This is a genomic window from Pseudomonas sp. (assembly GCF_050739935.1).
Classification (GTDB): Bacteria; Pseudomonadota; Gammaproteobacteria; order Pseudomonadales; family Pseudomonadaceae; genus Aquipseudomonas.
In genome coordinates, this window is record NZ_JBOICF010000031.1 from 54127 (window position 1) to 68541 (window position 14415).

Here is a 14415-nt window from a genome sequence, read left to right on the forward strand (position 1 = left end):
GCGTATGTTCATTAGTAATACCGAGCAATGACGCTGCGCAATATGACGCGTTGAGTGGCGGTGTCGCTGGTGCAAGCAACGGTGGAAGCGCAGGCGTTGATCTCGTAGTAGTGCGGCCCGCAGCCTGTCAGAGCGCAATTGTTCTGGCTGGAACCGATTAGATTCCCCAGATCGACCACGTACCATTGAACCTTCACATCGTAGTTGGTGGTGGCGTTGGCAACGTTGGTCGCGTAAGCAGATGTGAACAGGACTTTGGTGTCCACGTCAGCCGTTACAGGTACCTCGGACTTCAGCCAGGGCATGCATACCGCAGGAGTGCAGACTTTCAGCACGGTAGGGGCCTGGCTGGTACTGATACTGTTCTCAGCAATGCGCAGCCCACCTTCCGCCGCGTTGCTGAGGGTTTTTTGCAGCCTGAGATTGCCGGTGATGCGTGATTCAAGTGACACGCCGCGCATGCTCGACAGTGCAAGCAAGGTGATGACCAATAGCATCATGATTGCCACCATAAGCGTGGCTCCTGCCTGGCTTCGATGTGTCTGCCTCGACAAGGAGATCATTGCATTTGGTTCCTGATCATCACCGTTCCCTGTACCAGCTGATAAATCTGTTTGCTGTCAGCCACGTTGGCGCCGTAGCGGGTGTTCCATTCATCGAGCGCAGGTGACTTTGCCGTCGTGTCACGAATGGACGCCGTCGCCGGGCTCTGCATGAGAACCGCAAAACGCACCGCGCCAATGACGTCGGCCGGGTTGGTGCTGGTGCTATAAGTCGACACCGTCTTGAGCGCACCCGAACCTGCGCCGTATTCGAAGCGCAGTCCTGCAACGCCGGTCACCAGCGCTTGAGTCGTGCCGCCGGAGGTGCAGGTAATCGACTTTGAGTCCGCGTCGTAAGCGATTTTCTCGACAAGAATCGGATTCGTCTTCGTGTGATCGTAGGGCGTAGTGATGCTTGCCTTGGAGGTTTCGGACAACGCTGCACCCTGGCAGGTGACGTCGGATCGATTGCTCGCCTGATAACGGATGCACAATGCCGTCGAGGACACCGCGATAACCGATGTGCCGCTTGGGAATGTACAGTTTTGACCAGACCCATTGGCAAACACGGTAGAGGGATCGCTGCGATATCCCGCCTTGGTCAACTCCTGGGTGAGGATCGCCAGCGCGAAACGGCCATTTTCCTGGTTGCCTACTTGCCCTTGCTGGAACAGGTAGCTTTTCTGATTGCTGATGAAAATCTGAGTAACGCCCAGAATCAGGAAGCTGCCGATGACCATCGCGACCATGAGTTCTATCAGGGAAAGGCCGCGTTGTCTGGTCGCAGACCGGTACTTCATGGCAGCGGCTCTCATGGCAGGCGTGTCCTGATTCGGTAAGTGCATATCGAGTCTTTGGCGTTGGCGTCCATGCAATCCGCGTTGTTTTTGACGGACCAGGCAATCTGTATCTCTATTTCGGTACCAAGGGTGCTTTGTGTACCACAGGCCGCAGTTCCCACATCGCCCGGTTTGACGCTGCGGCAAATGTAAAACGAACCAGTCAGAAGGTCGGCTCCGCCCGGCAGCGCCTTGGCAGCCTGAGCTTTCCAGCAACCCAGTTGCTGAGCAAGGGCAGCGGGCGTCGGAACGCAACTGGACGGGGTGTCCGGAAAGGCCGTACCCGGTGGTTTGAGGCAACTGTTGGACGCTGTGCAGCTGCCTGCCGTACGGATTATCTCCACCAAGTCATCCGCCAGCATGATGGCCGTGTTCCGTTGCACCGAGTCCTGGGTATACGGAATGGCTTTGCTTTGCAGCGCGACCATACCGAGTACGCCGATGACTATGATCAGCAGGCTCACCAGCACTTCAATCATGCTGAATCCAGCGCTTCGATATCGCACAGAAATATTCATCAGCATCCACTCGGCTTGGCTGTGGCGGGCGCAGTTACGCGGCCACTGCTGAGCAACGAAACATACTGTGCGGCGATGGACGTGTCGGTCGGGTAGAGGATCTCGAAGCAAGCGCTTGCTGACGCAGTGCCTGTGGCTGTGAAGTTCACGTTGTTGACCGTGGAGTTGATCGCGACGCCGGCCTGCAAGCCGTCGGAACCGACTTGTCTGAGCTGGGTACCGGTGCCGTTTGCACCAAGGGCCACGACAATGTCGGTGGTACCGTCGTCGGCCTTGATGTTCACGACGGTGCCACGGGTCACTGCCTCGGCTCGCGCGTACTGGAGCAAATCGTAGAATTCGTTCGCAGCGGCCCTGACACTGTTTCGATGAATCAGGCTGGAAAAGCTCGGCATAGCGATCGCCGCAAAAATTCCCATGATCACTACGACCACCATCAATTCGATCAAGGTAAACCCGCCGCTATTGCCCCCAGGCGGACTTTGCCAGCTGCGACGCGAATGCGGGCGCGTAATGCCAGAGCTGAAATCCATCGAGGAAATTCCATTTTTCGTTTGAAATATGGTGATACTACTCAGGTTCGAAGTCGCTATGTAGTGGATGTTCGGGGATATTCGCCGGACCAGTGGCATGGCGAGGTTTTCGAGCCTTTGTGGAGTCGGTTTATCTGCAACCTGCGGAACGCGAACCGGCGTTGATTTTTCTATTGATGATCGGGATCTGCATGTCCAGGCAACACGTGGTAATCATCGGTGGTGGCGTCATCGGTCTGTTGACCGCCTTCAATCTTGCGGCAAAGGTCCAGAGCGTGGTGTTGCTTGAGCGCTCAGGCGTCGGGCAGGAGGCTTCGTGGGCGGGCGGAGGCATCGTTTCGCCACTTTATCCATGGCGCTACAGCCCGGCTGTGACGGCGCTGGCGCATTGGTCGCAGGACTTTTATCCACAGTTGGCGGAGCGCCTGCTCGACGCCACGGGTATCGATCCGCAAGTGCACAAGACCGGTTTGTACTGGCTGGATCTGGATGACGAGAAGCAAGCGCTAGAGTGGGCGGCGCGGCTGGACCGGCCATTGCGCTCGGTGGATATCTCGGATGTGTATGACGCGGTGCCTGTGATGGGCAGTGGGTATTCGCGCGCGGTGCATATGGCTGATATCGCCAACGTGCGGAACCCGCGACTGGTGAAGTCGCTGAAGGCCGCCTTGCTGGCGATGCCGAATGTCACGATTCATGAGCAGTGTGAAGTCACTGATTTCGTGCGTGATGAGCATCGGGTCATCGGCGTGACCACTTCGGCTGGCGATATTCTCGGGGACAGCGTGGTGTTGGCTGCGGGGGCCTGGAGTGGCGATCTGCTTGGCAAACTGGGACTGGAACTGCCGGTCGAGCCCGTGAAAGGGCAGATGATTCTGTACAAATGCGCTGCGGACTTCCTGCCGAGCATGATCCTCGCCAAAGGCCGCTACGCGATTCCGCGCCAGGATGGACATATTCTGGTCGGCAGCACGCTGGAATACGAAGGCTACGACAAGACTCCGACCGGCAACGCGCTCGAAAGTCTCATGGCATCGGCGGCGGAATTGATTCCGGCGCTGGCCGACGCAGAAGTTGTGGGCCACTGGGCCGGATTGCGCCCGGGCTCCCCCGATGGGATTCCATTCGTAGGCCCTGTCCCGGATCACGATGGGCTGTGGTTGAATTGCGGTCATTTCCGCAACGGGTTGGTGCTCGCGCCGGCTTCGTGTCAGTTGCTGGCTGATCTGTTGGTGGGCGACGCGCCGATTATCGACCCTGCGCCATATGCGCCTGCTACGCGGCTATAAAAGCAGCAGGCGTTGGTGCTGGGTGCTTGGATGAACGTGACAGTCTGAGACGGCTCGTTCGTCTGACACACTGCGTTCGCTGCCGTCGTAACCTCCGACGTCTCCTACAAGCTCGCGGTGCCGAAAATACGGGGTCAGCATCGCACTTTTCAGCGCTACTCCAACCCCAGCTTCTTTAACCGGTAGCGCATCGAGCGGAACGTCAGATTCAGCCGCTGAGCAGCCGCGGTGCGGTTCCAGCGGGTTTCTTCGAGCGCCTGGAGGATCAGCTTGCGTTCGATGCTTTCCAGATAATCTTCCAGGCTGTTGATGTCGGCGAGGCTTGGGCCGTCCTGATCCACGGGGCTTGAAGGCTCGGCGAGTCGCAGGTCGTCAGCGTTGATCTGATCGTTTTCGCAAAGGGTGTGGGCCCGCTCGAGCATGTTTTCCAGTTCGCGTACGTTACCGGGGAAGCGGTAACCCCTTAACGCGGCCAAGGCCTGAGGCGTCAGGCGTGCGGGCGGTTGCGCGCTTTCTGCCAGACGACGCAGGACGTTGTTGGCGATTTCCTCGATGTCTTCCCGGCGTTCGCGCAAGGGCGGGACTCGCAGCTCGATGACGTTGAGGCGATAGTAGAGATCCTGGCGAAAACGCTGGGCCGCGACTTCGACACTGAGATCCTTGTGGGTGGCGCAGAGGATGCGCACGTCCACGACCTGTTCGTTCTGGCCGCCTACGGCACGCACGGATTTTTCCTGTATGGCGCGCAGCAATTTCACCTGCATGGCCAATGGCAGGTCGGCCACTTCGTCCAGGAACAGCGTGCCACCATTGGCCGCCTGAAACAGCCCAGGCTTATCTTCGTGGGCGCCAGTGAAGCTGCCCTTGCGATGGCCGAAGAATTCGCTTTCCATCAGCTCTGTCGGAATCGCGCCGCAGTTGACCGGCACGAACGGTTTTTCGATACGCGGGCCTTGTTCATGGATCAACCGGGCAACCAACTCCTTGCCACTGCCGGACTCGCCGCTTATGTAGATCGGTGCCTGGCTTCGCGCCAATTTGCCAATCTGCTTGCGCAGCGCTTGCATAGGTGGAGAGTTGCCGAGCAGGCGATGGTCAATGCTGTTTGCGGTAGACGGCGATATTTGCAGGCGCAAGGCGCTGCTCACCAGCTCACGCAGTCGGCCAAGATCCACGGGTTTGGTGAGGAAGTCGAACGCGCCTGCTTTCAGTGCATGAATGGCGGTGTCGAGGCTGCCGAAGGCGGTGATCATCGCGACGGGCACCTGGGTGTGACGCTTCTGAATGTGCTGCACCAGCTCCAGACCGTTGCCATCGGGCAGGCGCATGTCGGTCAGGCACAAGTCGAAAGGCTCCCGCGCCAGCCAGTCCTGGGCTTCCTTGACGTTGCGCGCGCTACGCGTGTCCAGCTTCATCCGCCCCAGAGTGATCTCCAGCAGCTCGCGAATGTCGGGCTCATCGTCGACGATCAGGATCTTTTGCCGTTGGCTCATGTTCAACTCAATTTGAACGGATGGGCGAAGGTGATCCGCATGCAACTGCCACCACCTTCCCGTGGTATGTAATTCAAGTTCGCCTGATTGCTTTCGCACAATTCGCGCGAAAGGTATAGGCCAAGTCCGGTTCCTTTGCTTTCAGTGGTGAAGAAAGGCTCGAATATCTGTGTCAGGTGCTCGTTGGCGACACCGGGCCCGTCGTCGAGCACCTCCAGGCTGGGCAGGTCGCTTTGCACATCATGAAACAGCCGAAGCCAAACTTGAGCGCGCTCGTGCAACTGGCCGCTGTAGCGTAGGCCGTTCTGCACGAGGTTGGTCATGACCTGCTGCAGTTGCTCGGCATCCATGCGGGTGGTCAGGGTGCCGAAGCCGATGTCCAGGTGGACGAACTGGTCGGCGGGCAGCCTGCTGCGCAGATCGCTGACGAAGTGTTCGAGCCACTGCCTGAGGTCGAGCAGGTGAGGTTCGGTCTGACGTCGGCGAGACAACTGCAAGACGTTCTCGATCACCAGATTCATCCGTTGCGATTGATCTTGAATGATTTGACTGAGACGCCGGTCCGGTCCGCGCAGTTCCTCGGATTCATTCAGCAGCTGCGCAGCGTGGCTGATGGCCCCAAGCGGATTACGGATTTCGTGGGCGATGCCTGCGGTCAAGCGGCCGAGCGCCGCGAGTTTGAGTTGCTGAGCCTGCTGGGATATTTGCGAGAGGTCGTCGAGGAACACCAGCGTGTGCTGTTGATGACCACGGCTCAGTGCAATGAAGCCGGGACGCAGCACCGGACCGATGGCAGAAGTGGTCATGCTGCGCGGCGTCATCGACGAGTTGATCTGCCACTGCCTCAGCCGCTCCACCAGTTGCGGCGAATAAAGGTCGATGGCTTCTCCGAGCAAGCGGTCGTGGCCGAGCAGTGTCAGTGCGCTGTGATTGGCCAGCAACACTTTACGTTCGGCGTCCAGCACCAGAATGCCGGTACGCATGCGTTGCAGGATCAGTGCGTTGAGCTCTTCGAGGTTATCGACATCGGCGGCGCGTTGTTCCGCGATGTTCTCGCTGACCTGCAGCCGTCGGGCAAGCGTTTGCACGAGCAGCGCCGCAGCGAAACACAAGGCCCCGAGAGAGCCGGCCTGGACGAAGTGGTTGGCTGCTGCCGGCTTGTGGTAACTGATATAGAACGTCAGATAGATGATGCCGATGGCTGAAATGGCAGCGATCAACAGGCCTATACGCTTGCGCAGCAACACATTGCTGATGGCCACGGAGGCGACGATAAGGTTGCCGATTCCGCTGGGTGCGCCACCGCCCGCGTAGAACAGCGCGCAGAGCATGACGGCGTCGGTCATGGCCAGCGTGAACAGCTGCCCTTGCCGAGTCGGTCGCTCAAGAAGCACGACTATAAGAATGTTGAACACCAGGTACAGCCAGCAGCCGGTGCGAAACAGTTCGATGTTCGCCAGCTCAAGCAGCTCGGCATCCAGACTGCTGGAAATCAACAGCACCAGCAGAATGCCGATGCTCAGGCGGTACAGGTGATACAACCGCAGAATGCGCTGGGCTTGGGGTGTTGCCAGCGACAGGGTTTCAGCGGTCACGTGCGGCGGGGCCCTGTAAGCGGTGTGCTTCGGTGCAATACCACTGTTGGTCCTGATGCAATGCCCGATCCCGCGGGACGTGAACGCCGCACTGGGCGCAACGCACCATTGGCGCGGCATCGATCTCGGGCGCGGCAGGTTTCGGTTTTGAGGCAGGGCCATTGGTCAGGCGTTTGAAGAACCAGATCGCCGCCATGATCAAGGCGATCCACATAATCAAGCGAATCATGTCTACCAGCTTAGTGAGTGAAGATGTCGCAGTGTAGCCAACGCGTTGGCGGGCGCACAGTGATCTGCGCCGTCCAGTGCTGTCGGAAATGAAAAAGAGGTCCCGTAGGACCTCTTTCTTCTGACACATGAACCCTGACTGTAATCAGTCGAACAGGCCGAAGGTCATGTAGCTGAAGATCGAGCGGCTTTTTGGCGTGCCGTCGTCGTCTTCGTTTTTCTTTTCATCTTCTGCTGGCTGGTTCTCAGGCAACAGTTCGGCCGGGATGGCTTCCTTGGCATCCTGGTACTGCTTGATCACGTCCTGGTTGGCCCGGGTTTCTCCCGGCGGCAGCGGCGGACGGCTCTCGATCAGGCCCAGCGTGGCTTTCGACAGCCATGAACGGTTGTCCGGATCGGGAGTACGTGCGCTGAACTTGCCGTCCGCCAGTTGCGGATGATCCGGGTAGTTGGTCTTGAGCACTTCCAGGCTGGTGTCGGCCAGATCATCCAGATGCAGGCGCTGGTAGCCTTCAACCATGACCGCCAGGCCGTCGCCGACCGCCGGGGTTTCCTGGAAGTTTTCCACGACGTAACGGCCACGGTTGACCGCTGCTACATAAGCCTGACGGGTCAGGTAGTAGTCGGCGACGTGGATTTCGTAGGCCGCCAGCAGGTTGCGCAGGTAGATCATGCGCTGCTTGGCGTCCGGCGCGTAGCGGCTGTTCGGGTAGCGGCTGGTCAGCTGAGCGAACTCGTTGTATGAGTCACGGGCAGCGCCCGGGTCACGCTTGGTCTGGTCCAGCGGCAGGAAGCGCGCAATGATGCCCACGTCCTGGTCGAACGAAGTCAAGCCCTTGAGGTAGTAGGCATAGTCGACGTTCGGGTGCTGAGGATGCAGACGAATGAAGCGCTCGGCGGCGGACTTCGCGGCCTCCGGCTCGCCGTTCTTGTAGTTGGCGTAGATCAGCTCCAGCTGTGCCTGGTCGGCGTAGCGACCGAACGGGTAGCGGGATTCCAGCGCCTTGAGTTTCTCGGTAGCGCTGTTGTAGCTGTTGTGGTCCAGATCGGCCTGCGCCTGCTGGTACAGCTCGACTTCGCTGAGATTTTCGTCGATGACTTCTTTCTTCGAAGAACAGGCAGCGGTAAGTCCGAGGATGGCTATCAGCAGCAGGTGTTTCACTTGCATGGCGGCTTGCGTCCCTATAACGGCCTGCTGTCTTGCGCAGGACCGTCCTGTTATGATGGGCGCCCCGTGGAACCCCCGGGACAAAAGACGCCGTATTTAACCACAAGCGCACAGCCGAAACCAAAGGCCAGTGCCACCTCCTAGTTTGAGCATGTCTGAGATCATTGAACTTCGCGCAGAGGTGCCGTCCGAATTGGGCGGCCAACGCCTCGACCAGGTCGCCGCCCAACTCTTCGCCGAGCACTCGCGCTCGCGCCTTTCCGCCTGGATCAAAGACGGCCGCCTGACTGTGGACGGAGGCGTTCTGCGCCCGCGTGACATTGTGCATGGCGGCGCCGAACTGGTCCTCAAAGCCGAGCAGGAAGCTCAGGGCGAATGGGTCGCCCAGGATATCGAGCTGGATATCGTCTATGAAGACGACCAGATTCTGGTGATCAACAAACCGGCCGGGCTGGTCGTGCACCCGGCGGCAGGTCACGCCGACGGCACCCTGCTCAACGCCTTGCTGCACCATGTGCCGGATATCATCAATGTGCCGCGTGCTGGCATCGTGCATCGTCTGGACAAGGACACCACCGGTCTGATGGTGGTGGCCAAGACCATTCAGGCGCAGACCCAGCTGGTCACCCAGTTGCAGAATCGCAGCGTCAGCCGGATCTACGAGTGCATCGTGATCGGCGTGGTGACCGCTGGCGGCAAGATCAACGCGCCGATCGGCCGTCATGGTCAACAGCGTCAGCGCATGGCAGTGATGGAAGGCGGCAAGCCAGCGGTCAGCCATTACCGCGTGTTGGAGCGCTTCCGTTCCCATACACATGTGCGGGTCAAGCTGGAAACCGGCCGTACCCACCAGATCCGCGTGCACATGGCCCACATCAATTTCCCGTTGGTGGGCGATCCGGCCTACGGTGGTCGTTTCCGTATTCCGCCAGCGGCCAGCGCCACCATGGTCGAATCCCTCAAGCATTTCCCGCGGCAGGCGCTGCACGCGCGCTTCCTGGAGCTGGACCATCCGACGACCGGTCAGCGCATGAGCTGGGAGTCGCCGCTGCCGGATGACTTCGTCTGGCTGCTGTCGTTGCTCAAGCAGGACCGTGAGGCATTCGTTGGATGAGTGAGTGCCCGGCGGACTGGCTGATTCCCGACTGGCCTGCGCCGGTTGGCATCAAAGCGTGCGTCACCACTCGCGCGGGTGGCGTCAGCGCTGCCCCGTTCGACAGCTTCAACCTGGGCGATCACGTTGATGATGATCCAGAGGCGGTCTCGCAGAATCGTTCGAAACTGACGTCTTGTCTGCGCGTTCAGCCTGCATGGCTGAAGCAGGTTCATGGAATCGATGTGGTGCAGGCGTCGCCTGCCCAGGCCCTGCAGGCCGACGCCAGTTGGAGCAAGACACCGGGCGTGGCCTGCACGATCATGACCGCCGACTGCCTGCCCGCGTTGTTCTGCAATCGGCAGGGCACGCAGGTCGCGGCTGCGCACGCCGGCTGGCGGGGGCTGGCAGCTGGGGTGCTGGAAGCGGCTGTAAACAGCTTTGCCGACCAACCTTCCGAAATTCTTGTCTGGCTGGGGCCGGCCATCGGTCCGCAGGCGTTTGAAGTCGGGCCAGAGGTGCGCGAAGCCTTCATTGCGACGCATCCTGAGACTGCCGAGGCTTTTATAGCAGGCGCCAACCCTGGAAAATTCATGGCCGATATCTACCGGCTGGCGCGGTTGCGGCTAGCGGCTCATGGCGTGACAGCGGTGTATGGCGGTGGTCTTTCGACCTATGACGACGAGCGTTTCTTCTCCTATCGTCGTGGCGCACGAACCGGTCGCTTTGCTTCGTTAGTGTGGATCGACTACCTTCGGTCGAACTGACTTACCCCTGTTCCTCTGTGGAAGCGAATTTATTCGCGAAGATGAAACAGGCGATAAGGCGCCTATTCGGCCCATCGCGAATGAATTCGCTTCCAGGTCTTGCGTTCGACATGAGTGCACGGTGTCTGCTATCTGACACGTTCTGTCTTCCTGACATTTCACGATTTCCTCTCCAAAACCCTCCCCGCCAGCTAATGTTGATCTGTGTCAAGTACTCGCCGCTTGAATCCTGTGCAATCGGCCACATCTAAGGGCTATCCGGCAGGTTTTCTTTATTAAGGTGTGTTCATTGCTCCGGCCTGCCCATTAGGAAGGTGACCAATGCGTATTGACCGTTTAACCAGCAAATTACAGCTCGCTTTATCAGACTCTCAATCTCTGGCGGTAGGTATGGACCATCCCGCCATCGAGCCCGCGCACCTGATGCAGGCGCTGCTCGAACAGCAAGGTGGTTCGATCAAACCCTTGCTGCTGCAAGTCGGCTTCGACATCAACAGCCTGCGCAAGGCGTTGAGCAAGGAGCTCGATCAACTGCCGAAAATTCAAAACCCGACCGGCGACGTGAATATGTCGCAGGACCTGGCGCGCCTGCTCAACCAAGCCGACCGCCTGGCGCAGCAGAAGGGCGATCAGTTCATCTCCAGCGAGCTGGTCCTGCTCGCTGCGATGGATGAAAACAGCAAGCTTGGCAAGTTGCTGCTCGGCCAGGGCGTCAGCAAGAAGGCTCTGGAAAATGCCATCAGCAACCTGCGCGGCGGCGATGCGGTCAACGACCCGAACGCCGAAGAGTCGCGGCAGGCGCTGGACAAATACACCGTCGACCTGACCAAGCGTGCCGAAGAGGGCAAGCTCGATCCGGTGATTGGCCGTGACGACGAAATTCGCCGGACCATTCAAGTTCTGCAACGTCGTACCAAAAACAATCCGGTGCTGATAGGTGAGCCCGGCGTGGGCAAGACCGCGATTGCCGAAGGTCTGGCGCAGCGCATCATCAATGGCGAAGTTCCGGACGGTCTGCGCGGCAAGCGTCTGCTGTCGCTGGACATGGGCTCGCTGATCGCCGGTGCTAAATTCCGCGGTGAGTTCGAGGAGCGTCTGAAAGCCGTCCTCAATGAGCTTTCCAAGCAGGAAGGCCAGGTCATTCTGTTCATCGACGAATTGCACACCATGGTCGGTGCAGGCAAGGCCGAGGGTTCGATGGATGCAGGCAATATGCTCAAGCCTGCGCTGGCGCGAGGCGAGTTGCACTGTGTCGGCGCCACGACGCTCAACGAGTACCGTCAATATATAGAGAAGGATGCAGCGCTCGAGCGGCGTTTCCAGAAGGTGCTGGTGGATGAGCCGAGCGAGGAAGACACCATTGCGATTTTGCGTGGGCTGAAAGAGCGCTACGAGGTTCACCACAAAGTGGCGATTACTGACGGCGCCATCATCGCGGCGGCCAAGCTTAGCCATCGCTACATTACCGACCGCCAGCTGCCGGACAAGGCCATTGACCTGATCGACGAAGCGGCCAGCCGTATCCGCATGGAGATCGATTCCAAGCCCGAAGTGCTCGATCGCCTGGAACGCCGACTGATTCAGCTGAAGGTCGAATCCCAGGCGTTGAAGAAAGAAGACGACGAAGCCGCCCTCAAGCGCCTGGAAAAGCTTCAGGAAGAAATCCAGCGTCTGGAGCGTGAGTACGCTGATCTGGAAGAAGTCTGGACCTCGGAAAAAGCCGAAGTGACCGGCTCCGCGCAAATTCAGCAAAAGATCGAGCAGTCGCGTCAGGAACTGGAAGCGGCGCGTCGTCGCGGCGACCTCAATCGCATGGCCGAATTGCAGTATGGGGTGATTCCCGACCTGGAGCGCAGCCTGCAAATGGTTGACCAGCACGGCAAGCCGGAGAACCAGTTGCTGCGCAGCAAGGTGACCGAAGAGGAGATCGCCGAGGTCGTTTCCAAGTGGACCGGGATTCCGGTGTCGAAGATGCTCGAAGGCGAGCGCGACAAGCTGCTGAAGATGGAAAGCCTGCTGCATCAGCGTGTCATCGGGCAGAACGAAGCCGTGGTGGCGGTGGCCAATGCCGTGCGTCGTTCGCGAGCCGGGTTGTCCGACCCGAATCGTCCGAGCGGTTCGTTCATGTTCCTCGGCCCGACCGGCGTGGGTAAGACCGAACTGTGCAAGGCGCTGGCCGAGTTCCTGTTCGACACCGAAGAGGCCATGGTCCGCATCGACATGTCCGAGTTCATGGAGAAGCATTCCGTGGCGCGTCTGATCGGTGCGCCACCGGGGTATGTTGGCTACGAAGAGGGCGGCTATCTGACCGAGGCCGTGCGGCGCAAGCCTTACTCGGTGATCTTGCTGGACGAGGTCGAGAAAGCCCACCCGGATGTCTTCAACATTCTGCTGCAGGTGCTCGAAGATGGCCGTCTGACCGACAGTCATGGTCGCACCGTCGATTTCCGCAACACGGTGATCGTCATGACCTCCAACCTTGGCTCGGCGCGTATTCAGGAGCTGGTCGGTGACCGTGAGGCACAGCGTGCAGCGGTGATGGACGCCGTAAGTACGCACTTCCGTCCGGAATTCATCAACCGGGTCGACGAAGTGGTGATCTTCGAGCCGTTGGGCCATGACCAGATTGCCGGTATCACCGAGATACAGCTGGGCCGTCTGCGTCAGCGTCTGGCCGAGCGGGATCTGAGCCTGGAACTGACGCCCGAGGCGCTGGAGAAACTGATCGCAGTGGGCTACGACCCTGTGTATGGCGCGCGTCCGCTCAAGCGCGCGATTCAGCGCTGGATCGAAAACCCGCTCGCCCAGCTGATTCTGTCCGGGGGCTTCATGCCTGGCACCAGTATCAAGGGCACTGTGGAGAACGACGAAATCACCTTCGTCTGATTCGGCGCCTCTCTATATAGAGGCATGAAAGGGCGCTCCTGACGGGGCGCCCTTTTTTATAAGCGTAGACTTTGCAGTCGAATGCCTGTTTTTCGCGGCCCGGAGGCCATTCCGAAAAAAAGTCGCAAATCAACGTCTTAAAAGCAATTTGGAGGGTTGACACCTGTTTCTGGGAATGTAGAATAGCGCGCCTCAGAGACGTGAACGCAGCGATGCAGACAGGTCGAAGAGGCTGAAAATGCAGTAGATTCAGAGCAGTAAATGCGAGATTTATCTCGTGAAGAAGTACTGAATTTAGATGTGTTGAAGCGCGTCAAACGCTGCATCTGAAATTGATTGATTTGAAAAGATCGTTCCGTGATAGCTCAGTCGGTAGAGCAAATGACTGTTAATCATTGGGTCCCAGGTTCGAGTCCTGGTCACGGAGCCAATTTCAAGAAGTAGTACCGTCGGGGTATAGCGCAGTCCGGTAGCGCGCCTGCTTTGGGAGCAGGATGTCAGGAGTTCGAATCCCCTTACCCCGACCATTATTTGGGTCGTTAGCTCAGTTGGTAGAGCAGTTGGCTTTTAACCAATTGGTCGTAGGTTCGAATCCTACACGACCCACCATTTTTAGCCTGGCTTCATCGGGTTGAATCTTAGGGAGTGACGTCAGTTACGTCACCCGCTTCGAAAGCGCCTTACGAGGTGTTTTCTTGTTTCATCGGGGTATAGCGCAGTCCGGTAGCGCGCCTGCTTTGGGAGCAGGATGTCAGGAGTTCGAATCCCCTTACCCCGACCATTTTCGCCCCCAGCGGTAACCGGGCTGAAAATCAGGTTCCAGCGTCACTTACGCTGCAGCCAACAAAAAGGCGTCCTTCGGGGCGCCTTTTTCGTTTCTGGCGTTTTTTCCTCTTCAGTTTTTTGCATCGTCTACAGACCCGGCGTGGGCGCAATCCGCTCGATCCGAAAGGTATCTGTGTCTTTCGCTATATGAAAATATATACAGCGAAAGTTATCATGGCCGCCCTTACGACGTTTTTACCGTACAGACCCGCGTCGATACCTGAAGGCGAGAAGATGACCCTTTGCGCCATGAAACACCTCATAGAGAGACTTAGCCATGAGGCCGAACACGAACGAGCGTACCTACCCTTATACCGCCTGGGTGTTGACCCGCAGCTTTGCCGTGCTTGAAGTCGAGCTGGCCGGGCCTACTGCCGATGGACAGCATGAGCGCACGATCAAGGGCAAGTGGTACGCGCCTGATACCCTCTTCGCATCGCACGAGGCCGCTGTGGAAGCTGGCCGCGCACGTATCGAGATGGCCAAGGCGGAAATAGCCCGGCGCGCAGCGGTGCTGGAGGAAAAAAGCGCATTGCTCGATCAGATGTCAGGACGCTGATATTTCGGTACGGCACGATGACATCGCCGCGGTGACCGTGTAGGCATTTTCGCTGGGCGCTTAAGGATCTACAGGCCGAA

Annotated in this window: 13 protein-coding genes and 4 tRNA genes; 9 read left to right on the forward strand and 8 right to left on the reverse strand. The window is 58.7% G+C overall.

What is annotated here, in order from left to right:
- Window positions 1-11: 11 nt before the first annotated feature.
- Genes ACRER8_RS05165 through ACRER8_RS05180 form a run of 4 tightly spaced genes read right to left on the reverse strand, consistent with a single transcriptional unit; the run spans window position 12 to window position 2432 of the window.
- Entirely contained in the window at window positions 12-563 is a 552-nt protein-coding gene (locus ACRER8_RS05165) for a pilus assembly PilX family protein (RefSeq protein ID WP_431745275.1), read from the reverse strand.
- Complete coding sequence (locus ACRER8_RS05170; protein WP_431745276.1) at window positions 560-1357, reverse strand: PilW family protein; 798 nt, start codon at window positions 1355-1357, stop codon at window positions 560-562. The genes ACRER8_RS05165 and ACRER8_RS05170 overlap by 4 nt, the downstream gene beginning before the upstream one ends.
- On the reverse strand, window positions 1354-1905 hold the full coding sequence (gene pilV / locus ACRER8_RS05175; RefSeq protein ID WP_431745277.1) for a type IV pilus modification protein PilV: 552 nt from the start codon (window positions 1903-1905) through the stop codon (window positions 1354-1356). The genes ACRER8_RS05170 and pilV overlap by 4 nt, the downstream gene beginning before the upstream one ends.
- The gene (locus ACRER8_RS05180) at window positions 1899-2432 is read right to left on the reverse strand and encodes a GspH/FimT family pseudopilin (protein ID WP_431745278.1); all 534 of its coding nucleotides are present in this window, start codon (window positions 2430-2432) and stop codon (window positions 1899-1901) included. Before ACRER8_RS05180 ends, pilV begins: the two co-directional genes overlap by 7 nt.
- A gap of 191 nt (window positions 2433-2623) precedes the next feature.
- On the opposite strand from ACRER8_RS05180, the gene thiO reads away from it, so the two are divergent.
- Complete coding sequence (gene thiO, locus ACRER8_RS05185; protein WP_431745279.1) at window positions 2624-3721, forward strand: glycine oxidase ThiO; 1098 nt, start codon at window positions 2624-2626, stop codon at window positions 3719-3721.
- A gap of 155 nt (window positions 3722-3876) precedes the next feature.
- Here thiO and ACRER8_RS05190 read toward each other — a convergent pair whose 3' ends face one another.
- From ACRER8_RS05190 to ACRER8_RS05205, 4 genes are all read right to left on the reverse strand, one after another.
- On the reverse strand, window positions 3877-5214 hold the full coding sequence (locus ACRER8_RS05190; RefSeq protein ID WP_431745280.1) for a sigma-54-dependent transcriptional regulator: 1338 nt from the start codon (window positions 5212-5214) through the stop codon (window positions 3877-3879).
- A gap of 2 nt (window positions 5215-5216) precedes the next feature.
- Window positions 5217-6809 carry a sensor histidine kinase gene (locus tag ACRER8_RS05195; protein ID WP_431745281.1) on the reverse strand — a complete coding sequence of 531 codons (1593 nt, stop codon included), beginning with the start codon at window positions 6807-6809 and terminating at the stop codon, window positions 5217-5219.
- On the reverse strand, window positions 6799-7038 hold the full coding sequence (locus ACRER8_RS05200) for a PP0621 family protein (protein ID WP_431745282.1): 240 nt from the start codon (window positions 7036-7038) through the stop codon (window positions 6799-6801). Before ACRER8_RS05200 ends, ACRER8_RS05195 begins: the two co-directional genes overlap by 11 nt.
- Window positions 7039-7182: 144 nt before the next feature.
- Window positions 7183-8205: an outer membrane protein assembly factor BamD gene (locus ACRER8_RS05205; protein WP_431745283.1), complete on the reverse strand. Its 1023-nt coding sequence runs from the start codon at window positions 8203-8205 to the stop codon at window positions 7183-7185.
- A gap of 151 nt (window positions 8206-8356) precedes the next feature.
- Here ACRER8_RS05205 and rluD point away from each other — a divergent pair, with 151 nt between their 5' ends.
- The 8 genes from rluD (at window position 8357) to ACRER8_RS05245 (ending at window position 14335) form a co-directional block, all read left to right on the forward strand.
- Window positions 8357-9319, forward strand: coding sequence for a 23S rRNA pseudouridine(1911/1915/1917) synthase RluD (rluD, locus tag ACRER8_RS05210; RefSeq protein WP_431745284.1), 963 nt, complete (start codon window positions 8357-8359; stop codon window positions 9317-9319).
- The gene (pgeF, locus tag ACRER8_RS05215) at window positions 9316-10065 is read left to right on the forward strand and encodes a peptidoglycan editing factor PgeF (RefSeq protein ID WP_431745285.1); all 750 of its coding nucleotides are present in this window, start codon (window positions 9316-9318) and stop codon (window positions 10063-10065) included. Before rluD ends, pgeF begins: the two co-directional genes overlap by 4 nt.
- 321 nt (window positions 10066-10386) lie before the next feature.
- Window positions 10387-12951, forward strand: coding sequence for an ATP-dependent chaperone ClpB (gene clpB / locus ACRER8_RS05220; protein WP_431745286.1), 2565 nt, complete (start codon window positions 10387-10389; stop codon window positions 12949-12951).
- A 354-nt stretch (window positions 12952-13305) separates the two neighbouring features.
- A tRNA-Asn gene (locus tag ACRER8_RS05225) sits at window positions 13306-13381 on the forward strand.
- Between the two features lie 20 nt (window positions 13382-13401).
- A tRNA-Pro gene (locus ACRER8_RS05230) sits at window positions 13402-13478 on the forward strand.
- A 6-nt stretch (window positions 13479-13484) separates the two neighbouring features.
- Window positions 13485-13560: transfer RNA gene (locus tag ACRER8_RS05235), tRNA-Lys, on the forward strand.
- A 95-nt stretch (window positions 13561-13655) separates the two neighbouring features.
- Window positions 13656-13732, forward strand: a tRNA-Pro gene (locus ACRER8_RS05240).
- A 321-nt stretch (window positions 13733-14053) separates the two neighbouring features.
- Window positions 14054-14335: a hypothetical protein gene (locus tag ACRER8_RS05245; RefSeq protein WP_431745287.1), complete on the forward strand. Its 282-nt coding sequence runs from the start codon at window positions 14054-14056 to the stop codon at window positions 14333-14335.
- Window positions 14336-14415: the final 80 nt, after the last annotated feature.